Source organism: Achromobacter sp. ACM03, from assembly GCF_014851665.1.
In the GTDB taxonomy this organism is placed as follows: Bacteria; Pseudomonadota; Gammaproteobacteria; order Burkholderiales; family Burkholderiaceae_B; genus Achromobacter; species Achromobacter aegrifaciens.
Window position 1 is genome coordinate 399903 of the sequence record NZ_JACVAD010000003.1, and the last position, 25705, is coordinate 425607.

Here is a 25705-nt window from a genome sequence, read left to right on the forward strand (position 1 = left end):
CCCGTTTTTGACCCTCTGGAGAGAGAATCATGAACTTCCGTACCTCCCGGCGAGGCGGTGGGCTCAATAGCCTGCTGCTGGCCGGCGCAATTGGCTTGACCGCATTGTCGACCCCCGCCCTCTGTGCCACGCCGATCAAGGGAGGCACGATTTCGGTTGCCACCATAGGCGAGCCGCCCACGCTGGATCCGATGACCAGCACGGCCGACCTGGTGGGCATCCTGACCCAGCACTTCTTCGAAACGCTGTACACCTTCGACGGCAAGTGGAACCTGACCCCGCTCCTGGCCGACAAGCTGCCGGAAGTCTCCGCCGACGGGCTGACCTACACGATCCCGCTGCGCCAGGGCATCACCTTCCATGACGGATCCAAGATGGATTCGTCCGACGTGCTGGCCTCGCTCAAGCGCTGGACCGAGACCGCCACGCGCGGCAAGATGGCCGCCAAGATCATCACCGGCATGGAAGCGCCGGACGCCAACACCATCCGCATCACGCTCAAGCAGCCCTATGCGCCCCTGACCGCGCTGCTGGCCATGAACAACAGCGCCGCCGTCATCATGCCCAAGGGCAAGATCGCTCCGGCCCTGACCGAATTCGTCGGCACCGGCCCCTACCAACTGAAGGCGCGCGTGCCCGACCAGTACATCCAGTTGGTCCGCTTCGAAGGCTACAAGCAGCGCGAAGGCGAGCCTGACGGCTTTGGCGGCGCGCGCAAGCAGTACCTGGACGAGATCCGCTTCGTACCGGTCAGCAACGCCAACACCCGCGTCGAAAGCGCGGTGGCAGGCCAGTTCGACTACGTCGACTCGCTGCCGGTGGAATCGCTGCCCAAGCTCAAGAACGGCCGCTCCGACCCCGTCATGCTCAAGCCCTTCGGCTGGCCGCGCCTGGTGCTCAATACCAAGCAAGGCATCATGTCGAACCTGGCGGTCCGCCAGGCCGTGCAGCTGGCGCTGAACGAAGAAGACATGCTGTACGCCGCCTTCGGCGACAAGAACTTCTACAAGCTCAACGGCGACCTGTATCCCGAGGGCTATCCCTGGGCCACGTCCCTGGGCGGCAAGGTCTACAACAAGGGCGACGCCGCCGGCGCCAAGAAGCTGGTGGATGGTGCCAACGTGCAGGACCGCAAGATCCGCATCCTGACCAGCCAGCAGTACGAGTTCCACTACAAGATGGCGCTGGTCGCCGCCGAATACCTGAAGGCCGCGGGCTTCACCGTGGACATGCAGGTGGTGGACTGGGCCACGCTGACGCAGCGCCGCCAGGACCCGGCCCTGTGGGACGTCTTCATCACGCACAGCCCCTTCCTGCCTGAACCCGCCCTGATCGACTTCCCGTCCAAGGACGCGCCGGGCTGGTGGGACACCCCCCGCCGCAACCAGGCGCTGGACGCCTTCAACCAGGCCAGCAACCAGGAAGAGCGCATCAAGCGCTGGGCCGATGTGCAGCAGGCCGTGTACGACGAAGTGCCCTTCATCAAGGTCGGCGACTTCAACGCCCAGGCCGCGCGCTCGCCGTCGCTGCAAGGCACCAAGGCCGTGCCGTGGCCCTACTTCTGGAACGCCTGGAAGTCCAAGTAATGGCGTAGCGCGGCAGGGCAAAGGCGCACACAAGACCTCCTGCCGCGCTCCACGCATCAATGCATGACCCGCAGAGCGCGCCCTTCCAACAAGCGCGCCGCCCCTCCCCACGATACGACGCTTTTTTAGGACATCCATCGTGTTGCGTTATCTCTTAAACCGGCTGGTCGGGCTGGTGGCCGTGATGTTCATCGTCGCGACCATCGTGTTCGTGATCATCCGCGTCACGCCAGGCGATCCCGCCGCCGTGATGCTGGGTCCGCAGGCCAGCCAGCAGGACATCGCCGCCCTGCGCACCCAGCTCGGGCTGGACCAGCCGATGGCCGTGCAGTACGTTTCGTGGCTGGGCAAGCTGGCCCAAGGCGACCTGGGCCAATCCATCTTCATGAACAAGCCGGTGCTGTCGGCCTTGGCCGACCGCGCCGAACCCACCATCCTGCTGACGCTCATGTCGCTGCTGATCGCCAGCGCCATCGCGCTGCCGGTGGGGATACTGTCCGCGGTCAAACGCGGCACCACGCTGGACCAGTCGGTACTGTCGTTCTCGATGTTCACCTCCAGCGTGCCCAGCTTCTGGCTCGGGCTGCTGCTGATGCAGGTGTTCTCGGTCAAGCTGGGCTGGCTGCCCGTGGCCGGCTACGGCGGGCCCGACGCCTCGCTCATGACCCGGCTGTCGCACCTGATCCTGCCTGCGGTGGTGCTGGGCCTGGTGAACTCGGCGCTGATCACCCGCTTCATCCGCGCCAGCATGCTGGACGTGCTGCGCGACGACTATGTGCGCACCGCGCGCGCCAAGGGCCTGCCCGAAAGCAAGGTGATCCTGAAGCACGCCGTGCGCAATGCGCTGATCCCGATCCTGACAGTGCTGGGCCTGACCACGGCGCTGCTGATCAGCGGCGCGGTCGTGACCGAAACCGTGTTCGGCCTGCCCGGCGTGGGCAGCCTGGTGGTGTCGGCCGTGCTGCGCCGCGACTACCCCGTCATCCAGGGCGCGCTGCTGATCATCGCGGCCATCTACGTCCTGATCAATCTCTTCATCGATCTGCTCTACCTGCTGGTCGATCCCCGGGTCCGCTACTGATATGGCTATCGCAACTACCGCTAATTCCGGCGCGGGCGCCGACCGCTGGCAGGTCCTGCGCCTGCTGGTGTCGCGCAAGACCGTGCTGATCAGCCTGATCGTGATCGTCGTGCTGGTCCTGGCTGCGCTGCTGGCGCCCTGGATCAGCCCCTACGATCCGTTCAAGCTGTCCATCATGAACCGGTTGAAGGCGCCGGGCGCCGCGCACTGGTTCGGCACCGACGACTTCGGCCGCGACGTGTTCAGCCGCGTCATCCACGGCGGCCGCCTGTCGCTGATGGTGGGCTTCTCCGTCGTGATCGTGTCCAGCATCCTGGGCATCGCGCTGGGCCTGATCGCCGGCTTCTTCCGCACGGCGGACAAGTTCGTGTCGCGCCTGATCGACGCCATGATGGCCTTTCCCGACATCCTGCTGGCGATCTCGCTGGTGGCCGCGCTGGGGCCGTCGCTGGTCAACGTGGTGATCGCGCTGGGCATCGTCTACACGCCGCGCCTGGCGCGCATCGTGCGCGCCTCGACCCTGGTGATCCGCGAACTGCCCTTCGTCGAAGCCGCCCGCGCGCTGGGCGTGCCCACCTGGCGCATCGTCACCGTGCACGTGCTGCGCAACCTGGTGTCGCCCATCCTGGTGCAGGGCACGTTCATCTTCGCCTACGCGATCCTGGCCGAAGCCGGTCTGTCGTTCCTGGGCGTGGGCGTGTCGCCCGACATCCCCACCTGGGGCACCATGATCAACGCCGGCCAGCAGTACATGGGCTCGGCCGACTGGATCATGATCTTCCCCGGCATCGCCATCGTCCTGTCCGTGCTGTCGCTGCAACTGGTCGGCGACGGCCTGCGCGACGTCCTCGATCCGCGCCTGCGCAAGGAGCTGTAATCATGACCGCAAGCACCCGAGACGTCGTGCTTTCCGTGGAAGGGTTGAAGACCTGGTTCCACAGCCGCGACGGCATCGCCAAATCCGTGGACGGCGTTACCTTCGACCTGGCCCGCGGCGAAACGCTGGCCATCGTCGGCGAGTCCGGCTCTGGCAAGTCCGTGACCAGCCTGTCCATCATGGGCCTGCTTCCCAAGCCGGCGGGTCGCATCGAAGCCGGCAAGATCCTGTTCCGCGACCGCCAGGGCGCGCAGCACGACCTGGCCCAGGCCTCGCCCGCCACCCTGCGCAAGATCCGCGGCGCCGAAATCGCCATGATCTTCCAGGAGCCCATGACCAGCCTGAATCCGCTGTACACGGTGGGCGACCAGATCGCCGAAGCCGTGCTGCAGCACGAGGGCGGCTCCCGCGACGCCGCCATGCGGCGCGCCCGTGAAATGCTGGAGCGCGTCGAAATCCCGGCGGCCGAGCGGCGCATCAACGAGTACCCGCACCAGATGTCGGGCGGCATGCGCCAGCGCGTGATGATCGCGCTGGCCCTGGCGTGCAACCCCGCCGTGCTGATCGCGGACGAGCCGACCACCGCGCTGGACGTGACCGTGCAGGCGCAGATCCTGGACCTGCTGCGCCGGCTGCAGGCCGAGATGAACATGAGCATCCTGTTCATCACGCACAACCTGGGCGTGGTGGCCGAGATCGCGCATCGCGTGGCGGTCATGTACGCGGGCCGCGTGGTAGAGGACGCCGGCGTCTACGACCTGTTCGAAAAGCCCACGCACCCCTACACCCGCGGTCTGCTGTCCTGCATCCCCACGGCCGCCCTGCTGGCCTCCGGCGAACGGCTGCGCGCCATCCCGGGCAACGTGCCCAGCGTGCTGTCGCTGCCGGCCGGCTGTACCTTCGCGCCGCGCTGCCCGCTGGCTGCCGACGACTGCCGCGCCGCCGTACCCGAACTCATGCCGGTGCAGACCGACCACCGCGCGCGCTGCATCAAGGTGAATCCGATATGACGAGTAGCCCCATTCCCATCCGCGCCGAGGAGCCGCTGGTGCGGATCCAGGACCTCAAGGTCCACTTCCCCACCTCGCAGGCGCGCCATGCGCCGGTCGTGAAGGCCGTGGACGGCGTCAGCTTCGACGTGCCGCGCAACACCATCGTCGGCCTGGTCGGCGAATCCGGCTCGGGCAAGACCACCACCGGCCGCGCCCTGCTGCGCCTGTTCGCGCCCACCGCCGGCCGCATCCTGTTCGACGGCCAGGACATCACCAAGCTGTCCGAAAAGCAGATGCTGCCCTGGCGCCGCCGCATGCAGATCGTGTTCCAGGATCCCTACGCCAGCCTCAACCCCCGCATGACGGTGGCCGAGATCCTGGGCGAAGCGCTGGACACCCACCGGCTTGCCCAGAACCGCCGCATGGCCCGCATCGGCGAGCTGCTGGAACGCGTGGGCCTGAACGCCGACCACAGCCGCCGCTATCCGCACGAGTTCTCCGGCGGCCAGCGCCAGCGCATCGGCATCGCCCGCGCGCTGGCAGTCGAGCCCGATTTCATCGTGGCCGACGAGCCGGTGTCCGCGCTGGACGTGTCGGTGCAGGCGCAGGTGCTGAACCTGCTGCAGGACCTGCAGCGCGACCTGGGCCTGACCATGCTGTTCGTGGCCCACGACCTGGCGGTGGTGGACTACCTGTGCGACGAGGTCGTGGTGATGTACCTGGGCCGTGTCATGGAACGCGGCCCGACCAGTGAGGTCTACGCCCGCCCCCGCCATCCCTATACCCGCGCGCTGCTGTCCGCCGCGCCGGTGCCGGACCCGCGCGCGCCGCGCTCGCGTATCCTGTTGAAGGGCGACATCCCCAGCCCGGTCAACCCGCCTTCCGGCTGCGTGTTCCGCACCCGCTGTCCCTACGCCATCGAAAGCTGCGCAACCACCGAGGCGCAGGCCGCCAATGTCGGCCCGGGCCACTATGTGGCGTGTTCGCGCATCGGCGACGCCGAGCTGGCCGCCTGATAACCGCCCAGTCCAGAACAGATCCAGGAAGCCCACATGAACATCATCCGCGACATCGTCTTCCAGATACGCAGTCGGCGGGACTCGCTGAGCGTGACCGAACGCAAGGTCGCCGACGCCATCCTGGACGACATCATCTGGGGCGCCAGCGCCACCGTCGACCAGCTGGCGGCCAAGGCCGGCGTCAGCATCGCCACCATCTCGCGCTTCGCGCGCACGGTCGGCTGCGACGACACCCGCGACCTGAAGCTCAAGCTGGCCCAGGCCAGCACAGTGGGCAGCCGCTTCCTGGACCCCAGCGCGCCAACCGAGGAAAGCACCTTCTACGCCCGCATCTACGCCGACATCGAAAGCACGCTGCGCGCCCACCTGCCCAACTTCACCGAGCAACTGTTCGAGGCGGCCGCCGGCATTGTCGACGGCGCGCGCATGATCTATGTCTTCGGCATGGGCGGCGCGTCGGCCGTGCTGGCGCAGGAAGTGCAGTCGCGCCTGGTTCGCCTGGGCTATCCCATTGCCGTGTACAGCGATGCGGTGCTGCTGCGCATGGTCGCGGCCACGCTGGACGAACGCGACGCGGTGCTGATCCTGTCGGCCTCGGGCCTCACGCCGGAAATCGTGGGCGCGGCCCGCATCGTCAAGCAGTACCAGGCGCGCATCGTCGCCATCACCGACGCCACCTCCGCCCTGGCTGAACTGGCCGACGTGGTGCTGCCCATCCGCACCGACGAAACCGACTTCATCTACAAGCCCTCGGCATCGCGCTACGCGATGATGCTGGCCATAGACCTGCTCTCGACCGAACTGGCCATGCTCAACCAGGAAGAAAACCGGGAGCGCCTGCGCCGCATCAAGCTGGCGCTGGACGAACACCGCGGCGGTCCGAACCGCCTGCCGCTGGGCGATTGAACTGGAACACAAGATGTACGACACCCTCATAGGCAATGTGCTGGTCCTGGACGGCACCGGCGAACCCGCCTACCGCGCCAGCGTGGCGCTGGCCGACGGCCGCATCGCGGCCATCGGCGACCTGCCCGGCGCGGCGGCGCGCCAGATCATCGATGGCACCCGCCTGGCGCTGGCCCCGGGTTTCATCGACGTGCACACGCATGACGACACCAACGTCATCCGCACGCCGGACATGCTGCCCAAGCTGTCCCAGGGCGTGACCACCGTGGTGGTGGGCAATTGCGGCATCAGCGCGTCGCCCGTGGCCCTGCGCGGCGAACCGCCGGACCCGATGAACCTGCTGGGCGCCCGCGCGGACTTCAGCTACCCCACCTTCGCGGACTACACCCGCGCCATCGAGGCCGCGCGCCCCGCCGTGAACGTGGCCGCACTGGTCGGCCACACTGCCCTGCGCAGCAACCACATGGACCGGCTCGACCGCGCCGCCACTCGCGAGGAAGTGCTGGCCATGCGCGAGCAGCTGCGCGACGCGCTGGCCCATGGCGCCATCGGCCTGAGCACCGGCCTGGCCTATGCCTCCGCGTTCGACGCGGACACCGAAGAGGTCAAGCTGCTTGCCGAGGCGCTGGATGAATTCGGCGCGCTCTACACCACCCACCTGCGCTCGGAGTTCGCCGCCATCCTGGAGGCCATGCAGGAAGCCTTCGACATCGGCCAGCATGCCCGCGTGCCGGTGGTGGTGTCGCACCTGAAATGCGCCGGCGCCGGCAACTGGGGCCGCACGAAAGAAGTGCTGTCCGCGCTCGAGACCGCCGGCCGCCTGCAACACGTGGGCTGCGACTGCTACCCCTACTCCGCCAGCTCCTCGACCCTGGACCTGAAGCAGGTCACGGACGAGTTCGACATCGACATCACCTGGTCCGTGCCGCATCCGGAGCAGGCCCGCCGCAAGCTGGCCGACATTGCCTCCGACTGGGGCCTGAGCCTGCTCGAAACGGCCGCGCGCCTGCAGCCGGCCGGCGCCGTGTACCACAACATGCATGAAGACGACGTGCGCCGCGTGCTTTCGCACCGGCTCACCATGGTGGGCTCCGACGGCCTGCCCAACGATCCCATGCCTCACCCCCGGCTCTGGGGCGCATTCCCGCGCGTGCTCGGCCACTACAGCCGCGACGTGGGGCTGTTCCCGCTGACGGAGGCCGTGCACAAGATGACGGGCCTGTCCGCCGCCCGCTTCGGCCTGGCCGAGCGCGGATTGGTGCGCGAGGGCTACCACGCGGACCTGGTGCTGTTCGATCCGGCCACGGTCATCGACCGCGCCACCTTCGCCGCGCCGGTGCAGACTGCCGCTGGCATCGAGGCGGTGTGGGTCAATGGCGCCCTGTCCTATCGCCAGGGCGAGGCCACCGGCGACCGCGCCGGCCGCTGGCTGCCGCGCAGCGGCGACCTGCGCAAGAACTTCCAGTAAGCAACGGGCGAAATCCCGGCGCAAAACCGGCCATTCATTTCAAGGAGAGAACCATGAGCAATGCTCCCACCGCCGACAGCAACGGCATCACCCGCTACGGCGTCGCCGGCGGCACGGGCCAGGGTGGCTCGCACATGCCATTTGCCCGCGCGGTCGCGGCCGACGGCTGGCTGCACGTGTCCGGCCAGGTGCCGATGGACAACGGCGAAGTCGTCGAAGGCGGCATCGTGACCCAATCGCACAAGGCCATCCAGCAGGTGCTGGCCATCCTGAAGGAAGCCGGCTACGGTCCCGAACACGTCGTGCGCTGCGGCGTGTGGTTGGACGACGCGCGCGACTTCGCGTCGTTCAACAAGGTGTTCAAGGAATACTTCGGCGAGAACCCGCCGGCGCGGGCCTGCGTGCAGTCGTCGCTGGTGGTCGACGCCAAGGTCGAGGTCGACTGCATCGCGTATAAGCGTCCCTAAGCGGACACCACACAAGAAAAAGCCTGGCGTTGCCAGGCTTTTTTCACATCTTCACGACATCAACACCCTTGGGCGCGACAAACTGGAATTCCTTGGCCGGCAGCTGTGGGTTGGCTGCGATGCCGGACAGATCCACGCGGGTGGTCTGGCCAAATGAATCCAGCAGCTCCACGCGCACCGGCAGGTTGTCCTTCATGCCGATGTCCACGCGCGAAAAGCCCGCATCGGCGGTGCGCGGCTTGGCCCGCAGCCAATCGATCCCATCCTTGGACGGCAGGGCCGAAACGTCGAACGACTGCTCCAGCGACCCCGAGCCGAACAGGATGGCGGCGGGCGAGGTGCCGATGGCGGCATCGACCTTGCGTTCGGTGACCTGGGCCAGGTCCGGATCGAACTGGAATACCTGGCGGCCATCCGAGATCACCAGTTGCTCATAGGGCTTCTGCACCGCCCACTTAAACTTGCCGGGACGCTGGAACGAGAACACACCGGTCTGGGCGGGCTGCGTGCGGCCCTGATTGTTCACCGTGTACTGCGAGAACGAGCCGGTGGCCGAGGTCACCGTGGCCACGAAAGCGCGCAGCTGCTCCTGCGCGCTGGCGGCAAACACCATGGCGGGCGCCAGGCTCAGGGCCGCCACGGCGGCCAGTCGGCGGAACATCTTCATCAAGCTTCCTCTCGGGCGGCGGCGGCTGCGGGAACCAGGATCTCGCGGTTGCCATTGGACTGCATCGCCGACACCATACCCGATTGCTCCATCTGCTCCAGTAACCGGGCCGCACGGTTGTAACCAATGCGCAGGTGGCGCTGCACCAGCGAAATGGACGCGCGGCGGTGCTTGAGCACCACTTCGCAAGCCTGGTCGTACATCGGGTCGGATTCGGCGTCGCCGCCGATGCCGGTGACGCTGCTGGCGCCTTCGCCGCCGTCACCTTCCAGGCCGCCTTCCAGCAGGCCTTCGATGTAGTTGGGTTCGCCCTGCGCCTTGAGGCTTTCCACCACGCGGTGCACTTCGTCATCGCTGCAGAACGCGCCGTGCACGCGTACCGGCAGGCCGGTGCCCGGCGGCATGTAAAGCATGTCGCCCTGGCCCAGCAGGGTTTCGGCGCCCATCTGATCCAGAATGGTGCGCGAGTCGATCTTGGACGACACCTGGAACGCGATGCGCGTCGGGATGTTGGCCTTGATCAGGCCGGTGATGACGTCGACGCTGGGACGCTGCGTGGCCAGGATGAGGTGGATGCCGGCGGCGCGCGCCTTCTGCGCCAGGCGGGCGATCAGCTCTTCGATCTTCTTGCCCACCACCATCATCAGGTCGGCGAGTTCGTCGATGACCACCACGATGGTGGGCAGCGGCGACAGCGGCTCCGGCGCGTCCGGCGTCAGCGAGAACGGATTCGGAATGGGTTCCTCGCGCTTGATGGCGTCGCGGATCTTGGTGTTGTAGCCCGCCAGGTTGCGCACGCCCATCTTGCTCATCAGGCGGTAGCGCTTTTCCATTTCGCCCACGCACCAGTTCAGCGCGTTGGAGGCCTGGCGCATGTCGGTGACCACCGGCGCCAGCAGATGCGGAATGCCTTCGTAGACGCTCATTTCGAGCATCTTCGGATCGATCAGGATCAGCCGGGTGTGGGACGCGTCCGCCTTGTACAGCAGCGACAGGATCATGGCGTTGATCCCCACGGACTTGCCCGAACCGGTCGTGCCCGCCACCAGCAGGTGGGGCATCTTGGCCAGGTCGGCCACCACCGGATTGCCGGCGATGTCCTTGCCCAGCGCCATCGTCACGACGGAATGGCTGGCGTGGTAGGTCTGCGAACCCAGGATCTCGGACAGGCGCACCATCTGGCGGCGCGGGTTGGGCAGTTCCAGGCCCATCAGGTTCTTGCCCGGAATGGTTTCCACCACCCGGATGCTGACCAGGCTGAGCGCGCGCGCCAGGTCCTTGGCCAGGTTGACGATCTGGCTGCCCTTCACGCCCGTGGCGGGCTCGATTTCGTAGCGCGTGATGACCGGGCCGGCCTGCGCCGCCACCACGGTGACCGACACGCCAAAGTCGGCCAGCTTCTTTTCGATCAGGCGCGAAGTGAATTCAATGGTTTCGGCCGACACCGTTTCCTGGTTGGCCAGGGGTGGATCCAGCAGGCTGATCGCGGGCAGATCGCCTTCCGCGCCGCCCGAGGGCGCGAAGAACAGCGATTGCTGCTTTTCCTTTTCAACGCGTTCGGACTTGGGCACCACGGTAATGGCGGGTTCGATCCGCACCGGCTGCTCGTGGACCAGCTTTTCCTGCTTGGCCACGACCTGTTCGGTGCGCACGGCCTTGGCGACCTCGCCGACCTTGCGGTCTTCGCGGGCGGCGTAGGAGTCGCGCACGCGACGCACCAGGCCCTCCAGCCACGAGCCCACGCGTTCGGCGATGGACAGCCAGGAAAACGAGAAGAACAGGCTCAGGCCGATGGCCAGCATGACCAGAAAGGCCAGCGTGCTGCCAGTGAAACCGATGCTGCGGCCGATCAGGTCGGCCAGCGTCTGGCCGATCACGCCGCCGGCGCCGCTGGTGTTCTCGGAGGCGCCGGGCAGATGCGTGCCGCGGCTGGCCAGGCGCAGGGCTTCCATGCCCAGCGACCCCACCAGCAGCAGAAAGAAACCGATGCCCTCTTCCCAGTGGACGCGGGGCAACACTTCCGGCTGCTTACTATTGGTAACGCGAAGATGGCTGGCCAGGCGGCGGTAGCCCGCGCGCACCCGGTGCAGCAGCAAAATTACCCACCACCAGGCGGAAAAGCCGAACAGATAGAGCAGGATGTCCGCCAGATAGGCGCCCAGGGTCCCGCCCTTGTTGTGGATGGCGCCGGCGGGGACGGAATGCGACCAGCCAGGGTCGGCCGCATTCCAGGTGGCCAGCACCAGCGTCAGCCAGGCCGCCAGGGCGGCGAAGAGGATCCAGCGGGCTTCGCGCAGCAGGGCGGACAAGCGCGTCTGCAGGGGGGAAGGCCCGTTACGGGTATTGCGCGAGGCGCGCGGAGAAGCAGTCGAGATACGCGGCATGCGGCTCATTATAATTGGGCGTTAACCTAAAGATACCCGCCCATGTCCACGCCTACGCACGCTAAAGTTTTGATACTCGGTTCCGGCCCTGCCGGTTACACGGCGGCCGTCTATGCGGCACGCGCCAATCTGAGCCCTGTTCTTGTTACAGGTCTGGCCCAAGGCGGCCAGCTCATGACCACCACGGACGTCGACAATTGGCCGGCCGACGCCGATGGCGTGCAGGGTCCGGACCTGATGCAGCGCTTCCAGAAGCACGCCGAACGTTTCAACACCGAAATGATCTTCGACCACATTGCCAAGGTCGATGTGTCCAAGCGCCCGTTCACCCTCACGGGCGACACCGGCAAGATCTACACCTGCGACGCCCTCATCATCGCCACCGGCGCCTCGGCCAAGTACCTCGGCCTGCCGTCTGAAGAGGCCTTCATGGGCCGCGGCGTGTCCGGCTGCGCCACCTGCGACGGCTTCTTCTACCGCAACCAGGACGTCGTCGTCGTCGGCGGCGGCAATACCGCCGTGGAAGAAGCGCTGTACCTGTCGAACATCTGCCGCAAGGTCACCCTGATCCATCGTCGCGACAAGTTCCGCGCCGAGCCCATCCTGGTCGACAAGCTCATGAGCAAGGTCGAGAACGGCAACATGGAACTCAAGCTGTTCCATACCCTGGAAGAAGTGCTGGGCGACGACAGCGGCGTCACCGGCGTGCGCGTGCGCCACGTCGACACCGGCGTCACCGAAGACATGGCGGCCACCGGCGCCTTCATCGCCATCGGCCACCAGCCCAACACCGAAATCTTTCAGGGCCAACTGGAAATGAAGGACGGCTACATCGTCACCAAGAGCGGCCTGTCCGGCATGGCCACGATGACCTCGGTCCCGGGCGTGTTCGCGGCCGGCGACGTGCAGGACCACGTCTACCGCCAGGCCATTACCAGCGCCGGCACCGGCTGCATGGCCGCGCTGGACGCACAACGGTGGCTGGAGAATGCGGGGCAGTAAGGTCGGCCTGGCCGACCTGAAACGCCTGAAGAAAGACCTGCAGGCCGAGCGCGAACGCGCCGCCCTGGCCCAGCGGGTGGCGGTGCTGAAAAAAGCCGACACCGCCCCCGTGGACGACATGGCGGCGTTCAAGCGCACGATGCAGTCGGTCACGCCCATCAAGCAGGCCGCCCGGGTGGAGCACAAGCCCGTGGCACAGCCTGCGCCCGCGCTGCGCCGCGCCAACGCGCTGGGCGAAACGCCCACGCGCGCCGACGCCGGCGTCTCAGACGGCGGCGAAATCACGCATCTGCTGTCCGAAGGCGGCACCGCCTTCGTACGCAGCGACGCCGCGCCCGACACCGCGCGCAACCTGCGCCGCGGCCAATGGCGCGCAGGCGCCGAACTGGACCTGCATGGTCTGCGGGTGGAACAGGCCCGCCACGCCCTGCTGTCGTTCCTGGACGAATGCCAGGAGCACGGCATCCGTTGCGTGCGCATCGTGCACGGCAAGGGCTATGGCTCACAGGGGCTGGAACCGGTGCTCAAGGACAAGGCCCGCACCTGGCTGGTGCAGAAAAACGAGGTGCTGGCGTTTTCCGAGGCGCCCGAGCGCGAAGGCGGCGCGGGCGCCCTGCTGGTGCTGCTGCGACAAGCCGAAGGAACGCGCAAATGAAGTGGCTCTATCTGGGCATAGCGATCATCGCCGAGATCTTCGCGACCAGCGCGCTCAAGGGGTCCGAAGGCTTCACCCGCCTGGCGCCGTCCATCGTGACGGTGTTCGGCTATCTGATCTCGTTCTACTTCCTGTCGCTGACCCTGCGCGAGATCCCAGTGGGCATCGCCTACGCCATCTGGTCCGGCGTGGGTATCGTGCTGATATCCATCGTGGGCGCGGTGCTGTTCAAGCAGCACCTGGACACGCCCGCGCTCATCGGCATCGGCCTCATCATCGCCGGCGTGGTGGTGATGAACGTGTTCTCGAAATCCGTTTCGCATTGAAGCCCCGCGACGGGTCCACGGCGAGTTCCCGGATCCGCCGCTGGCTGGCGGCCTGGCTGTGCCTGGGCTGTCTGGGCTTGCTGCCGGCCGGCAATGCCTGGGCCCAGGAGTTCAACCGCGCGGCTGAGCTCGTGCGCTACCGAACCTGGCTGAGCGCTTTCAAGCAGGACCTGGACCAGTTGTCCGCTACGCCCGGCCCCTTGTCGCAAGCCCAGTTGGAGGCGATGTTCGCCCGCACGGTGGTGCCCGGCTCACGCGGCGCGGGATTCATCCGCCAGGCGTTCACGCAGCGCGGCGGTGAAGGCGCAAACTTTCCGAAGCCTGGCCCGCGCGCCGTGCTCATGGCCGTGCTGGACAGTGCCATCCCCGCCGGCCAGGGCGGCCTGTATCCGGAAGCGGATGCTGCCCTGAACGTCGCGGAGCTGACCGTCTGGTACCTGCATGTGGATGTCGGCGACATGACCAATACCTACCTGCTGTCGGGCGAGCACTTCACGCCTTACCGACTACCTCCTCCGGGCAAGCTGGAACGCAACGCCTACCCCTTCCTGCTGATGGACACCCGCGACAACGCCTTGCGCCTGGGCGGCGTCAGCAGCGAACTCTGGGGGCTGATCGCCTACCTGCACAATGCCGCGCTTTGATTGCTCTCTGCGTCTGCTTGCGCTGACGGCACTTTCCATGGCGCCGGGGCTGGCCAGCGCGCTCTGCGAGCCACTGGCGGCGTCCGCGCAGCGCCACACCAGGGTGATGGACATTTCCCTGGACGACACGAATACCTTGCTGGCGCTGGACGGCTCGCGCATCCGGTCATGGCTGCCTGGCGTCGCCATAGACACGGACGGACGCGCCTCCCCCGCCATCTGGGCCGAACAGGTGGACTGGTCCGTCTACGCCGCCGCGCCGCACGCCCGCATCGGCGTCACGATGCTGCGCTGGGAAAGCGCCCCCGACGGCCGCCAGCATTTGTGCGGCATCGCCCGTTACAGTGCCAACGCAGTCCACGAAACCCGCGCATCGGGCAAGGCCGAGCTGCCCCCGCCAGACGCTGAAACGCGCTTCTACTATGACGCCGCCGGTCGGCTGACTGGCTACGAGGAGCGCTCGCGCGCATGGGACGGCCGCCGCAACCGGCCGGCGCGCTACTGCCTGCGCTACGACGCCCACGGCTGGCTGGCCGAGCTGGGCGCCAACGATTGCTCGGCGCGCTCCCGGCCCATGGCCCGCTACGTGCATGACGCGGCGGGCCGGCTGTTGCGCACGATTTCCTATCAAGACAGATCCGAAGACGCGTTCGAAGTCGTGACGTATGACGCTCGGGGCCGCAGGGCGCAGCGCTACTTGCGCCAGCGGACGGCGTGGGCGGACGAGCCCGCCGTTCTGGGACTGCCCTACCGCGAAAGTCCGGGCCACTATGCCGTACTAGTGTTGCCCGGTCCGGCCTGGAAAGCGCCAGCGCTGGATTCGTACAACTACGACTGGACCATCGTGCAACCCAAGCAGACCGCCGCAGGCATGGTCAGCATCTATGACGCCAAGCGGGACCCCGCCCAGGTGCTGGCAAAAGGCAAAAGCGGCGACGATGGACAGTTCCCCATGACCAGCGCGCAACGCAAACGGGTCTGGGAGGCCGCCGGCCAGACGCCTGGCGGCGTGCAATGGCTATGGGCGCCCGGCCAGACCTATACCCTGCTGCAAACGATGCCCGCGGCGGCATGGGCTTCCTGCGTCGATCCGGAAAACCGGAAGGCCGACGCCTGCGCAGCGCCTTAGGCGCGTTCGCCCTGCGGCTTGGGTGCGCCCGGATGCCGCAGGTAGTCCACCAGCGCCAGCGTGGCCCGGTCGGGAGGCGGCGTCAGCAGGGACACCACAATGATCGTCAGGAATGCCACCGGCGCGCCGAACACGCCCGCCGCGATCGGCTGGATGCCCCACCACAGGTCCACGGGCTGGGTGCGTGAAATGCCCAGCACCCATTCGCGCAGCCACGGATGCGTGTGCGTCATGTAGGCGAACGTCGCCGCAAGCCCCGCCGCCATGCCCAGCGTCGCCCCCCATTTGTTGGCCCGGCGCCAGAACACGCCCATGACCAGCGCCGGGAAAAACGACGAAGCCGCGAAGGAAAACGCGGCCGACACCATGAACAGGATGTCCGCCGGCTTGCGCGCCGCCACCCAGGCCGCACCGAACGCCACCAGCAGCAACAGGATCTTGGACACCATCACGCGGCGCGCCGCCGACATGCGCGGCGACACCATGCGGTACCACATGTCGTGCGACAGGGAGTTGGACAGGGTCAGCAACAGGCCATCGGCGGTGGACAGCGCCGCAGCCAGCCCGCCCGCCGCCACCAGGGCCGATATGACGTAGGGCAGCCCGCCGATTTCCGGCATGGCCAGCACCACCACGTCGGCACCCATGCTGATTTCGCTCAACTGCACGATGCCGTCGCGGTTGACGTCGGTCACGTCCAGCAGATTGCTGTCGACGGCGCTCCAGGCATGCACCCAGTTGGGCAGGCTGAGAAAGCTGGACCCCACCACCTGTGTATAGACCTCGTACTTCACAAGCAGCGCCAGCGCCGGCGCCATGAAATACAGCAGCAGGATGAACAGTAGCGACCAGCACACCGATTTGCGCGCCTCGATGACTGAAGGCGTGGTGTATGAACGCATCAGGATGTGCGGCATGCCGGCGGTGCCCAGCATCAGGCATAGCACCAGCGCCAGGAAGTTGACGCGCATATTGCGCTGCTCTTCCGGATCCTTGGACGGGAACGGTTCCGCATGCGGTGTGGCGGGCGCCGCCCGCGCCTCGAAGGCGGCCTTGGCCTGCGCCCATGCGACACGCGCCTCCTCCACGCTGGGGGGATAGCCGGCCAGCTCGCGTTCGGCCGAGCGGATCTCGACCATGGGCGCATCGTTCGCCGTCAACTGCGCCAGCCGGCTGCGCAGCTTGTCCTTTTCCAGTGTCCAGGATTCTGGCAATGCCGCCATCCGGCGGCCCATTTCGTCGGCGCGCTCCTGCCAAAGCCTGCGCACCTCGATTTCGGACGGGTCGTTCTGCAGGTAGATTTCTTTTTCGGTGACCTGCTGCAGCACCACCCCGGCCGACAACTGCGGCACGGGCATGTTGGTGTGCTTGATGGACAGCCAGACCACCGGCACCAGATAGGCAATGACCAGGATGATGTACTGCCCCACCTGCGTCCAGGTGACCGCGCGCATGCCGCCCAGGAACGAACAGACCAGCATGCCGCCCAGCGCCACGAAGATGCCGAGCTCGAAGGAAATGCCGGTCATGCGCGTGGTGATGATGCCCACGCCGTAGATCTGCGCCACCAGGTAGGTGAAGGAACAGAGTATGGCGCAGGCCACGCCCGCCAGGCGCGGCATGTTGCCGCCATAGCGCGCACCCATGAAGTCGGGGATGGTGTATTGGCCGAAGCGGCGCAGATAAGGCGCCAGCAGCATCGCCACCAGTACGTAGCCGCCGGTCCAGCCCATGATGTAGGCCAGCCCACCGTAGCCCGTCAGGTAGAGCGTACCGGCCACCCCGATGAAGGAAGCCACCGACATCCAGTCGGCGGCGGTGGCCATGCCGTTGTAGATCGCCGGCACCCGCCGGCCGGCCACGTAGTACTCGACCTGATCCGAGGTCCGGCAGACGATGCCGATACCGGCGTACAGGCTGACCGTGACCAGCAGGAATACATAGCCGATCCAGTTGCGCGGCATGCCCAGGATCTCGGCCAGCGCCATCAACAGGATCATCAACGCGAAGCCCGCCGTGTACAGCACGTAGATGCGGCGCAGCCGGACTCTGAATTGCTGGGGCGTGTCTCCGCTGAAAAACGGCATCAGCGGTGCCCTCCCGTGTCGTCGGAGCGCTCATCGGCGCGATTCATGATCCGGGCGTAGATGCCGATGATGACCAGGTAGGCCAGCGGCGCGCCATAGGCCGCCATCCAGAACGCGAACGGCCAGCCGATGAAATCGAAGTTCAGGCTGCGGGCAAAAAAAGCGGGAATGAAGGTCAGCGCGGCCCAGGCGACGAGCAACACCAGGATCAGCCACAAGTTGCGGCGCCAATAGGGAGTCGTGGCGGGTGCCGAGGATGAAAGGCGCGATTCCGACATAGCTGGGATGAGCGAACCCTGTCTGATTATCGCGAAACGCGGCGCTTGAAAAGCCTTTGCGCTTGAAATGCCGGCTTTTTATGCGACAACGGCCGGCACTACCTGGTGCCAGCCGTTGTGCGTTTTGCTTTTTTTGGGTACTGCTTTACTTTTTTTATGTACCGGTGCCGCCGGTATTTGCCCATGCAGGGCTTTGTCTCCTCACCTGCATGGGAAGAGATTCTGCACCAGATGCGGGATTGTCACACTAGGGGAATGCCCTAAGAAGGAGCATTCATTTACATATTCCATGCACCAACTTGGTGCAATTCGGTGTTCCCGTACTGAATATTGGGATTTTACGTTTCATTTACACCCCCCTCCCAAACGTATACCCCGTTTTTACCCCCCGCTCCGTAACCTGCCGGTGTCCTGATTGGTCACTACGCCTGCCCGGCGCGCATCCCTATTCGCCGAGCAGGCCCGTCGTTCGAAGGGAGCGCCGCTCCCGGGAGGAAAAACGTGGATGCCTTCTATATCGCCATCTTTGCCGTCATGGCCGGGCTGACTTTCGCCCTGTTGCGGTTCTGCGAAACCTTGTCTGCGGGAGAGCAGCCATGAACTGGCTCTATTGGCTGAGCGGCCTGACGGCCGCCTTGTTGTTCGTGTACCTGCTGGTCGCGCTGTTCAAACCGGAGAAATTCTGATGACCGCCGAATTCGTCGGATTGCTGGTCGCGTACCTGGCAGTCCTGCTTGCGATCGCGCCCCTGCTCGGGCGTTATATCCGCATCGCCATGGAAAACGGGCAATCCCGGCTGACCGCCTGGGGCCGTCCCATCGAGCGCGGCATCTACCGGCTGGCGGGCATAGACCCGCAGGCCGAAATGGGCTGGAAGCGCTACGCCGTGGCGGTGCTGGCCTTCAATATCATCGGCATCGCGGCCGTCTACGCCTTGCAGCGCCTGCAGGGCATGCTGCCGCTCAATCCCGCCGGCATGGGCGCGGTGTCACCGGACTCGGCCCTGAACACCGCCATCAGCTTCGTGGCCAATACCAACTGGCAGGGCTATGGCGGCGAATCGACGATGAGCTACCTGACGCAGATGCTGGCGCTGACGGTGCAGAATTTCGTCTCGGCCGCCACCGGCATCGCCGTGCTGTTCGCGCTAATCCGCGGCCTGTCGCGCCATTGCTCGGCCACGGTGGGCAACTTCTGGACCGACATGGTGCGTAGCACGCTGTACGTGCTGCTGCCGCTGTCCCTGGTCCTGGCGCTGGCGCTGGTCAGCCAGGGGGTGATCCAGAATTTCAGCCCCTATCAGGAAGTCCAGACGATCGAGGCGGTGCATTACGAGCAGCCCCGCGTGGACGCCCAAGGCCAGCCCGTGCTGGACGCCCAGGGACAGGCCGTGACCGATCCCGCCGTCAGCAAGACCCAGACCCTGGCCATGGGTCCGGTCGCTTCGCAGGAATCGATCAAGCTGCTGGGGACCAACGGCGGCGGCTTCTTCAACGCCAACTCCGCGCATCCCTTTGAGAACCCCACGCCGCTTGCGAACTTTCTGGAGATGCTGGCCATCCTGGCCATTCCCGCCGCGCTGTGCTTCTCATTCGGCGAAATGGTGGGCAGCCGGCGCCAGGGCATCGCGATCCTGGCGGCCATGACCGTGCTGTTCGCGGTGTTTGCGCTATCCGCCGCCTACTTCGAGCAGCAGCCCAATCCGATGGCGGCCCAGGCCGGCGCCGACAGCGCGCTCAGCGCGTTCTCGCCGGGCGGCAACATGGAAGGCAAGGAAACCCGCTTCGGCATCGCCGCCACCTCGCTGTTCGCCACCGTCACCACGGCGGCGTCCTGCGGCGCAGTCAACGGCATGCACGATTCGCTCAACGCCATGGGTGGCCTGACGCCGATGCTGTTGATGCAATTGGGCGAGGTGGTCTTCGGCGGCGTGGGTTCGGGCCTGTACGGCATGCTGGCCTTCGCCATCCTGGGCGTCTTCATCGCCGGACTGATGATAGGCCGCACCCCGGAATACCTGGGCAAGAAGATCGAAGCCTATGACATGAAGATGGTCTCCATCGTCATCCTGGCTACCCCGCTGCTGGTGCTGGTCGGCACGGCGCTGGCGGTCTCGGTGCCGGCCGGCCAGGCTGGCGTGCTGAATCCGGGCATCCACGGTTTCTCCGAAATCCTCTATGGCCTGACGTCGGCCGCCAACAACAACGGCAGCGCCTTCGCCGGATTGTCGGCCAACACGCCCTTCTACAACGTGCTGCTGGGCGTCGCCATGTGGTTCGGCCGCTTCGCCATCATCGTCGCCATCCTGGCGATGGCCGGCTCGCTGGCCGCCAAGCGCCGGCTGCCCGCCGGTCCCGGCAGCATGCCCACCACCGGCCCGCTGTTCGTGGTGCTGTTGATCGGCGCGGTGCTGCTGGTAGGCGCTTTGACGTACGTGCCCGCACTGGCCTTGGGCCCGGTGGCGGAACACCTGCAAATTAAAGGCTAGGAATGGAAATGGCCAAGATTGAAACTTCTACTACCGGCGCCGGCGGCGGCGCCGCCCGCACCGCGACTGGCGTTGCGCGTGAACGCCAGTTCGGCATGTGGTCGCGCGCCCTGATCGGTCCGGCGGTGCTGGACAGCCTGCGCAAGCTATCGCCCGCCGCGCAGTTGAAGAACCCCGTGATGTTCGTGGTCTACGTCGGCAGCATCCTGACCACGGTGCTGTGGGTCATGGCCCTGCGCGGCCGGGCCGAAGCGCCCGCCGGGTTCATCCTGGCGATCGCCGTGTGGCTATGGTTCACCGTGCTGTTCGCGAACTTCGCCGAAGCCCTGGCCGAAGGCCGCGGCAAGCAGCAGGCGGCCACCCTGCGCGGCCTGCGCACCACCATCGACGCCCGTCTGCTGAAGGGCTTTCGCGATGCCGACGCCAGCCTGGCTGCGCCCGGCGCCTGGCGCAACCAGGCAGTCAGCCAGCCTTCGGGCCTGCTGCGCCGGGGCGACGTAGTGCTGGTCGAAGCGGGCGACATCATCCCTGGCGACGGCCAGGTCATCGCCGGCGTGGCGTCAGTGGACGAAAGCGCCATCACCGGCGAATCCGCGCCCGTGATCCGCGAGTCCGGCGGCGACTTCTCGTCGGTCACCGGCGGCACCCGGGTGCTGTCTGACTGGATCTTCGTGCGCATCGCCGCCGACCCCGGCGAGAGCTTCCTGGACCGCATGATCACCATGGTCGAAGGCGCCAAGCGCCAGAAGACGCCCAACGAGCTCGCCCTCACCATCCTGCTGGTGGGCCTGACCGTGGTGTTCCTGCTGGTGGTCGTGACCCTGATGCCGTTTTCGATCTACGCGGTCAACGCCGCTGGCGGCGGTTCTGTGGTGACGGTCACGGTGCTGGTCGCGCTGCTGGTCTGCCTGATCCCCACCACCATCGGCGGCCTGCTGTCGGCCATCGGCGTGGCCGGCATGAGCCGAATGATGGGCGCGAACGTCATCGCTACGTCCGGCCGCGCCGTCGAAGCCGCTGGCGACGTGGACGTGCTGCTGCTGGACAAGACCGGCACCATCACCTTCGGCAACCGCCAGGCCTCGACCTTTCTGCCTGCCCCCGGCGTGTCCGCGCGCGAACTGGCCGAGGCCGCGCGCCTGGCCTCGCTGGCCGATGAAACGCCGGAAGGCCGCAGCATCGTGGCGCTGGCCGACAAGTCCATCCACGCCCCGGCCGCGCCCATGGCGCATGCCGAATTCGTGCCCTTCACCGCGCAATCGCGCATGAGCGGCGTGAACCTGAATGGCCGCATGATCCGCAAGGGCGCGGTCGACGCCGTGCAGGCCTGGCTGGCCGAGCAGGACTCGACCGTGCCGGAACAGGCCCTGCGCCTGGCTGAGGACGTGGCCCGCCGCGGCAGCACGCCGCTGATGGTCAGCGACGGCAATCGGGCGCTGGGCGTGGTCGAGCTGAAGGACATCGTCAAGCCGGACATCCAATCGCGGTTCGCGGAGCTGCGTCGCATGGGCATCAAGACCGTGATGATCACGGGCGACAACAAGCTTACGGCCGCATCCATCGCCGCCGAGGCGGGCGTGGACGACTTCCTCGCGGAAGCCACGCCCGAGGCCAAGCTCAAGCTGATCCGCGCCTACCAGGCGGAGGGCCGGCTGGTAGCGATGACGGGCGACGGCACCAACGATGCGCCTGCGCTGGCGCAGGCCGACGTGGCGGTGGCGATGAATTCGGGCACCCAGGCCGCCAAGGAGGCCGGCAATATGGTGGACCTGGATTCCAACCCCACCAAGCTGATCGAGATCGTCGAGATCGGCAAGCAGATGCTGATGACCCGCGGCGCGCTCACTACCTTCAGCGTGGCCAACGACGTGGCCAAGTACTTCGCCATCATTCCGGCCGCCTTCGCCACCGTCTATCCGCAGTTGAACGTGCTGAACATCATGGGCCTGGCCACACCGGCCTCGGCCATTCTGTCTGCCGTGATCTTCAACGCGCTGATCATCGTGGTGCTGATCCCGTTGGCGCTCAAGGGCGTGCGCTATCGCGCGCTGGGCGCGGCCGTGCTGTTGCGCCGCAATCTGCTCATCTATGGCCTGGGCGGTCTGCTGGTGCCGTTTGCCGGCATCAAGCTGGTCGACATGGTCCTGGCCGCCCTGGGCTGGGCCTGAGCCCCGAAACCGCAAGGAACCCATCATGAAAAATTCCGCCACACTGCCGCGCCAAGGCGGCATCCTGCGTCCCGCGCTGGTCGTCTTCGCCGCGCTGTCGCTGGTGACCGGCCTGGCCTATCCCTTCCTGACCACGGGCATCGCCGCCGCCGTCTTCCCACACGAAGCGGCCGGCTCGCTGATCAAGCAAGGCGACCGCGTCGTCGGGTCCGAACTGATCGGCCAGTCGTTCAGTTCGCCTGCCTACTTCTGGGGCCGCCCGTCGGCCACCGCGCCCATGCCGTACAACGGCGCCGGCTCCGGCGGTTCGAACCTGGGGCCGCGCAATCCGGCGCTGGCCGATGCCATCCAGGCGCGCATCGCTGCCCTGAAGGCGGCCGATCCGGACAACCCGGTCCCGGTGCCGGTGGACCTGGTCACCGCATCAGGCAGCGGCCTGGATCCGCACATCAGCCCGGCCGCCGCTGCCTACCAGGCGGCGCGCGTGGCGCGCGCCCGCGACCTGCCGCGCGCGCAGGTCGACGCGCTGATCCAGGCCCATACCGAGAAGCCCTGGCTGGGCGTGCTGGGCGACCCCGCGGTCAACGTGCTGACGCTGAACCTGGCGCTGGACCAATTGCGTCCAGCCCGCTGATGCCGCGGCGTATAGTATTGCCAGCCGTTCCCTCACACCTACTGCGCGTTCATGGCTGATATCGCTGGCGAGCGTCCCGACCCCGACGCGCTCTTGAAGACCCTGGACGACGCCGCGCGCCAGGCGGTGCGCGGCAAGCTGCGCGTCTACTTCGGGTCGTCGGCAGGCGTGGGCAAGACCTACGCCATGCTGGAGGCGGCGCGCGCGCAGGCCGCCCAGGGCGCCAACGTGCTGGCCGGCATCGTCGAGACCCACGGCCGGCGCGAAACCGCCACGCTGCTGGAAGGCCTGCCTGTCCTGCCGCTCAAGGACGTGCCGTACCGCGGCCACGTGCTGAAGGAATTTGATTTGGACGGCGCACTGGCCCGCCATCCCGACCTGGTGCTGGTGGACGAGCTGGCGCATTCGAACGCGCCAGGCTCGCGCCATGCCAAGCGCTGGCAGGACATCCAGGAACTCCTGACGGCGGGCATCGACGTCTGGACCACGCTGAACGTGCAGCACCTGGACAGCCTGAACGAAGCCGTGGGCAGCATCACCGGCGTGCGCGTCTGGGAAACCGTGCCGGACGAGGTCTTCGATGCGGCCGACGAAGTCATTCTGGTGGACCTGTCGGCCGACGAGCTGCTGCGCCGACTGAAGGAAGGCAAGGTCTATCTGCCGGAACAGGCCCGCCACGCCACCCGCAATTTCTTTCGCAAGGGCAACCTGATAGCGCTGCGCGAGCTGGCGCTGCGCCGCACCGCCGACCACGTCGACGACGACGTCCAGGCCTACCGCCGCGACCGCGCCATCGAACCCGTGTGGCGTACGCGCGAAGCCGTGGTCGCGTGTATCGGTCCGGACGTGGACGCCGAGTACGTCATCCGCAGCGCACACCGCCTGAGCCAGCAGCTGGAATGCGATCTGCACGTGGTCACCATCGACACACCGCGCGCGGCCCCGCCGCCCCAGGCCGAACAGGAGCGCATCCAGCGCAGCCTGGCCCTGGCGGATGCATTGGGCGCGCGCAGCGAAGTCCTGGCCGGCGGCGACATGGTCGACGCCGTGGTGCGCTATGTGCGCCGCCACAACATCACCAAGGCCATCATCGGCCGCACCCGCGCCAGCGGCCTGCAGCGCCTGCGCCTGTCGCTGTCCGCGCTGCTGACCGCGGCCATCTCGCCGGGCTGGCTGTGGCGCCGCCACAGCTTTGCCGACATGCTGGCCGCGGGCTGCCCCGAAATCGACATCATCCGCCTGGGCGCGCCGCCGCTGCCGGCCGCATCCGCGCCGGGGCGCGATCCGCTCACGCTGGGACAACGTACGCGCCAGGCCGCCGACGAGCGCAATCCGCGGCCGCTGGCGGGCTACGCCTGGGCGCTGTGCTATTGCGCCGCGGCCACCGCGCTGTCCATGCTGGCCTTCCCGGCGCTGCACCAGACCAACATCGTCATGCTGTTCCTGCTGGCGGTGGTGGCCGTTGCGCTGCGCCACGGGCGCGGACCGGCGGCGCTGGCCTCGGTCATCAGCGTAGGGCTGTTCGATTTCTTCTTCGTGCAACCGCTGGCGTCCTTCGCCGTATCGGACGTGCAGTATCTGCTGACCTTCGGCGTGCTGCTGTCGGTGGGCCTGCTGATCGGCCAGTTGACGGCCGGCCTGCGCTTGCAGGCGCAGGCTTCGGTCAAGCGCGAAGCCGATGCGCGCAGCCTCTACGAATTCGCGCGCGAATTGTCGTCCGCGCTGCTGCCCGAGCAGATCGTCACCCTGGCGGGCGCCTTCGTGCATGCCACCTTCGGTTCGCGCTGCGCGCTATACATCCTGGGCATGGACGACCGCCTGAAGCTGGCGTCTCCCGCCGCGAACGACATGCCGCCGCTGGAATCCGCGCTGGCCCAATGGGTCTACGACCACGGACAGCCGGCCGGCGCAGGCACCTCCACCCTGTCCAACAGCGAACTGCTGTACCTGCCGCTGAAGGCGCCGATGCGCACCCGCGGCGTGCTGGCGCTGGCCGCTCCGCGCCGCAGCCTGTTCCTGAATCCCGACTCGCGCCGCCAGATCGAGGCCTACGCCACCCTGATCGCCATCGCGCTGGAACGCCTGCACTACGTGGAAGTGGCGCAGCAGGCGCTGGTCAGCATGGAATCCGAAAAGCTGCGCAACTCGCTGCTGGCGGCCGTGTCGCACGATCTGCGCACCCCGCTGACCAGCCTGGTCGGCATGACGGACACGCTGATGCGCCAGCAGGCGACGCTGCCGCCCGACATCCACGACACCGTCCGCGCCATGCGCGACCAGGCCCAGCGCATGCACGCGCTGGTGGTCAATCTGCTGGACATGGCGCGGCTGCAGAACCGCGACACGCCGCTGCGCCTGGAATGGCAATCCATCGAAGAACTGGTCGGCGCTTCGCTTGCCGCCATGCGCGAACCGCTGGCCGCACACCGCGTCACCGTGGACAGCCTGTCGCATCTGCCGCTGGTGGAATGCGACGGCGTACTGATCGAACGCGTGCTCTGCAATCTGCTGGAGAACGCGGCCAAGTACACGCCTGCCGGCAGCGCCCTGCGTCTGCATGCGGACGTACACGAGGGCGAACTGCGCGTGGCGGTCAGCGACAACGGCCCGGGCGTGCCGCCGGGCGCTGAGCGCCGCATCTTCGAAAAATTCACGCGCGGCGACCGCGAGTCCGCCACCCCGGGCGTCGGCCTGGGCCTGGCCGTGTGCGAGGCCATCATCGCCGCCCACCATGGGAAAATCTGGGTCGAACACGCGCCGGGCCAGGAATCCGGCGCCCAGTTCGTCTTTACGCTGCCCCTGGGCGCGCCGCCTCCGATCCAATCCGAAACCCCTTGAACGCCGCAA

The 25705-nt window shown here is 67.0% G+C and carries 22 protein-coding genes; 18 read left to right on the forward strand and 4 right to left on the reverse strand.

The features are described 5' to 3' along the window. Positions 1-29 precede the first annotated feature (29 nt). From IB257_RS17550 to IB257_RS17585, 8 genes are all read left to right on the forward strand, one after another. The gene (locus tag IB257_RS17550) at positions 30-1586 is read left to right on the forward strand and encodes an ABC transporter substrate-binding protein (RefSeq protein WP_054450112.1); all 1557 of its coding nucleotides are present in this window, start codon (positions 30-32) and stop codon (positions 1584-1586) included. A gap of 139 nt (positions 1587-1725) precedes the next feature. Further along, a complete protein-coding gene (locus IB257_RS17555; RefSeq protein ID WP_054450111.1) occupies positions 1726-2667 on the forward strand; it encodes an ABC transporter permease in 942 nt (313 codons plus the stop codon). A 1-nt stretch (position 2668) separates the two neighbouring features. Then, positions 2669-3544: an ABC transporter permease gene (locus IB257_RS17560; RefSeq protein WP_054450108.1), complete on the forward strand. Its 876-nt coding sequence runs from the start codon at positions 2669-2671 to the stop codon at positions 3542-3544. Positions 3545-3546: 2 nt separating this feature from the next. Next, on the forward strand, positions 3547-4554 hold the full coding sequence (locus tag IB257_RS17565; protein WP_054450107.1) for an ABC transporter ATP-binding protein: 1008 nt from the start codon (positions 3547-3549) through the stop codon (positions 4552-4554). Beyond that, positions 4551-5552 carry an ABC transporter ATP-binding protein gene (locus IB257_RS17570; protein ID WP_054450105.1) on the forward strand — a complete coding sequence of 334 codons (1002 nt, stop codon included), beginning with the start codon at positions 4551-4553 and terminating at the stop codon, positions 5550-5552. The genes IB257_RS17565 and IB257_RS17570 overlap by 4 nt, the downstream gene beginning before the upstream one ends. Positions 5553-5588: 36 nt before the next feature. Further along, positions 5589-6461, forward strand: a complete 873-nt coding sequence (locus IB257_RS17575) for a MurR/RpiR family transcriptional regulator (protein WP_054450103.1) — start codon at positions 5589-5591, stop codon at positions 6459-6461. A gap of 13 nt (positions 6462-6474) precedes the next feature. Next, complete coding sequence (locus IB257_RS17580; RefSeq protein ID WP_054450102.1) at positions 6475-7929, forward strand: amidohydrolase family protein; 1455 nt, start codon at positions 6475-6477, stop codon at positions 7927-7929. Between the two features lie 53 nt (positions 7930-7982). Continuing rightward, positions 7983-8396 carry a RidA family protein gene (locus tag IB257_RS17585; protein WP_118931699.1) on the forward strand — a complete coding sequence of 138 codons (414 nt, stop codon included), beginning with the start codon at positions 7983-7985 and terminating at the stop codon, positions 8394-8396. Between the two features lie 43 nt (positions 8397-8439). Here IB257_RS17585 and lolA read toward each other — a convergent pair whose 3' ends face one another. Both lolA and IB257_RS17595 read right to left on the reverse strand, forming a co-directional pair. Beyond that, positions 8440-9063, reverse strand: coding sequence for an outer membrane lipoprotein chaperone LolA (gene lolA, locus IB257_RS17590; protein WP_054450098.1), 624 nt, complete (start codon positions 9061-9063; stop codon positions 8440-8442). Further along, positions 9063-11447 (reverse strand): DNA translocase FtsK, encoded by a 2385-nt coding sequence (locus IB257_RS17595; protein ID WP_192492627.1) that lies wholly within the window; start codon positions 11445-11447, stop codon positions 9063-9065. The genes lolA and IB257_RS17595 overlap by 1 nt, the downstream gene beginning before the upstream one ends. A 42-nt stretch (positions 11448-11489) precedes the next feature. Between IB257_RS17595 and trxB the strand changes: the two genes are divergently transcribed. From trxB to IB257_RS17620, 5 genes are read left to right on the forward strand one after another with little or no spacing between them, the layout of a single operon-like run. Beyond that, the gene (gene trxB, locus IB257_RS17600; protein ID WP_054450094.1) at positions 11490-12449 is read left to right on the forward strand and encodes a thioredoxin-disulfide reductase; all 960 of its coding nucleotides are present in this window, start codon (positions 11490-11492) and stop codon (positions 12447-12449) included. Beyond that, positions 12436-13104 carry a Smr/MutS family protein gene (locus IB257_RS17605; RefSeq protein ID WP_054450092.1) on the forward strand — a complete coding sequence of 223 codons (669 nt, stop codon included), beginning with the start codon at positions 12436-12438 and terminating at the stop codon, positions 13102-13104. The genes trxB and IB257_RS17605 overlap by 14 nt, the downstream gene beginning before the upstream one ends. Continuing rightward, positions 13101-13430 (forward strand): multidrug efflux SMR transporter, encoded by a 330-nt coding sequence (locus tag IB257_RS17610; RefSeq protein ID WP_054450090.1) that lies wholly within the window; start codon positions 13101-13103, stop codon positions 13428-13430. Before IB257_RS17605 ends, IB257_RS17610 begins: the two co-directional genes overlap by 4 nt. Further along, positions 13427-14074, forward strand: coding sequence for a hypothetical protein (locus tag IB257_RS17615; RefSeq protein ID WP_054450088.1), 648 nt, complete (start codon positions 13427-13429; stop codon positions 14072-14074). Before IB257_RS17610 ends, IB257_RS17615 begins: the two co-directional genes overlap by 4 nt. A 37-nt stretch (positions 14075-14111) precedes the next feature. Next, positions 14112-15203: a hypothetical protein gene (locus IB257_RS17620; RefSeq protein WP_225588999.1), complete on the forward strand. Its 1092-nt coding sequence runs from the start codon at positions 14112-14114 to the stop codon at positions 15201-15203. Here the strand turns inward: IB257_RS17620 and IB257_RS17625 are convergent. Both IB257_RS17625 and IB257_RS17630 read right to left on the reverse strand, forming a co-directional pair. After that, complete coding sequence (locus tag IB257_RS17625; protein ID WP_175159458.1) at positions 15200-17290, reverse strand: sodium:solute symporter family protein; 2091 nt, start codon at positions 17288-17290, stop codon at positions 15200-15202. The genes IB257_RS17620 and IB257_RS17625 overlap by 4 nt on opposite strands. After that, positions 17290-17568: a DUF4212 domain-containing protein gene (locus IB257_RS17630; protein ID WP_054450082.1), complete on the reverse strand. Its 279-nt coding sequence runs from the start codon at positions 17566-17568 to the stop codon at positions 17290-17292. The genes IB257_RS17625 and IB257_RS17630 overlap by 1 nt, the downstream gene beginning before the upstream one ends. Before the next feature lie 596 nt (positions 17569-18164). On the opposite strand from IB257_RS17630, the gene kdpF reads away from it, so the two are divergent. Genes kdpF through IB257_RS17655 form a run of 5 tightly spaced genes read left to right on the forward strand, consistent with a single transcriptional unit; the run spans position 18165 to position 25696 of the window. Next, positions 18165-18254: a K(+)-transporting ATPase subunit F gene (gene kdpF, locus IB257_RS17635; protein WP_013391886.1), complete on the forward strand. Its 90-nt coding sequence runs from the start codon at positions 18165-18167 to the stop codon at positions 18252-18254. Continuing rightward, a complete protein-coding gene (gene kdpA, locus IB257_RS17640; protein ID WP_175159456.1) occupies positions 18254-20056 on the forward strand; it encodes a potassium-transporting ATPase subunit KdpA in 1803 nt (600 codons plus the stop codon). Before kdpF ends, kdpA begins: the two co-directional genes overlap by 1 nt. An 8-nt stretch (positions 20057-20064) precedes the next feature. After that, positions 20065-22224 carry a potassium-transporting ATPase subunit KdpB gene (gene kdpB, locus IB257_RS17645; protein WP_175159454.1) on the forward strand — a complete coding sequence of 720 codons (2160 nt, stop codon included), beginning with the start codon at positions 20065-20067 and terminating at the stop codon, positions 22222-22224. Between the two features lie 25 nt (positions 22225-22249). Continuing rightward, complete coding sequence (kdpC, locus tag IB257_RS17650) at positions 22250-22858, forward strand: potassium-transporting ATPase subunit KdpC (RefSeq protein ID WP_119450772.1); 609 nt, start codon at positions 22250-22252, stop codon at positions 22856-22858. A gap of 51 nt (positions 22859-22909) precedes the next feature. Beyond that, entirely contained in the window at positions 22910-25696 is a 2787-nt protein-coding gene (locus IB257_RS17655) for a sensor histidine kinase KdpD (RefSeq protein ID WP_192492629.1), read from the forward strand. Positions 25697-25705: the final 9 nt, after the last annotated feature.

Excerpts from the sequence above, each read along its gene's own strand:
- IB257_RS17560 (WP_054450108.1), top strand. The coding sequence starts at position 2,669 with ATGGCTATCGCAACTACCGCTAATTCCGGCGCGGGCGCCGACCGCTGG.
- lolA (WP_054450098.1), bottom strand. The coding sequence starts at position 9,063 with ATGAAGATGTTCCGCCGACTGGCCGCCGTGGCGGCCCTGAGCCTGGCG.
- IB257_RS17620 (WP_225588999.1), top strand. The coding sequence starts at position 14,112 with ATGGCGCCGGGGCTGGCCAGCGCGCTCTGCGAGCCACTGGCGGCGTCC.
- IB257_RS17565 (WP_054450107.1), top strand. The coding sequence starts at position 3,547 with ATGACCGCAAGCACCCGAGACGTCGTGCTTTCCGTGGAAGGGTTGAAG.
- trxB (WP_054450094.1), top strand. The coding sequence starts at position 11,490 with ATGTCCACGCCTACGCACGCTAAAGTTTTGATACTCGGTTCCGGCCCT.
- IB257_RS17655 (WP_192492629.1), top strand. The coding sequence starts at position 22,910 with ATGGCTGATATCGCTGGCGAGCGTCCCGACCCCGACGCGCTCTTGAAG.
- IB257_RS17595 (WP_192492627.1), bottom strand. The coding sequence starts at position 11,447 with ATGCCGCGTATCTCGACTGCTTCTCCGCGCGCCTCGCGCAATACCCGT.
- IB257_RS17585 (WP_118931699.1), top strand. The coding sequence starts at position 7,983 with ATGAGCAATGCTCCCACCGCCGACAGCAACGGCATCACCCGCTACGGC.
- IB257_RS17630 (WP_054450082.1), bottom strand. The coding sequence starts at position 17,568 with ATGTCGGAATCGCGCCTTTCATCCTCGGCACCCGCCACGACTCCCTAT.
- kdpB (WP_175159454.1), top strand. The coding sequence starts at position 20,065 with ATGGCCAAGATTGAAACTTCTACTACCGGCGCCGGCGGCGGCGCCGCC.
- IB257_RS17550 (WP_054450112.1), top strand. The coding sequence starts at position 30 with ATGAACTTCCGTACCTCCCGGCGAGGCGGTGGGCTCAATAGCCTGCTG.
- kdpA (WP_175159456.1), top strand. The coding sequence starts at position 18,254 with ATGACCGCCGAATTCGTCGGATTGCTGGTCGCGTACCTGGCAGTCCTG.
- kdpF (WP_013391886.1), top strand. The coding sequence starts at position 18,165 with ATGAACTGGCTCTATTGGCTGAGCGGCCTGACGGCCGCCTTGTTGTTC.
- IB257_RS17605 (WP_054450092.1), top strand. The coding sequence starts at position 12,436 with ATGCGGGGCAGTAAGGTCGGCCTGGCCGACCTGAAACGCCTGAAGAAA.
- kdpC (WP_119450772.1), top strand. The coding sequence starts at position 22,250 with ATGAAAAATTCCGCCACACTGCCGCGCCAAGGCGGCATCCTGCGTCCC.
- IB257_RS17580 (WP_054450102.1), top strand. The coding sequence starts at position 6,475 with ATGTACGACACCCTCATAGGCAATGTGCTGGTCCTGGACGGCACCGGC.
- IB257_RS17610 (WP_054450090.1), top strand. The coding sequence starts at position 13,101 with ATGAAGTGGCTCTATCTGGGCATAGCGATCATCGCCGAGATCTTCGCG.
- IB257_RS17570 (WP_054450105.1), top strand. The coding sequence starts at position 4,551 with ATGACGAGTAGCCCCATTCCCATCCGCGCCGAGGAGCCGCTGGTGCGG.
- IB257_RS17575 (WP_054450103.1), top strand. The coding sequence starts at position 5,589 with ATGAACATCATCCGCGACATCGTCTTCCAGATACGCAGTCGGCGGGAC.
- IB257_RS17625 (WP_175159458.1), bottom strand. The coding sequence starts at position 17,290 with ATGCCGTTTTTCAGCGGAGACACGCCCCAGCAATTCAGAGTCCGGCTG.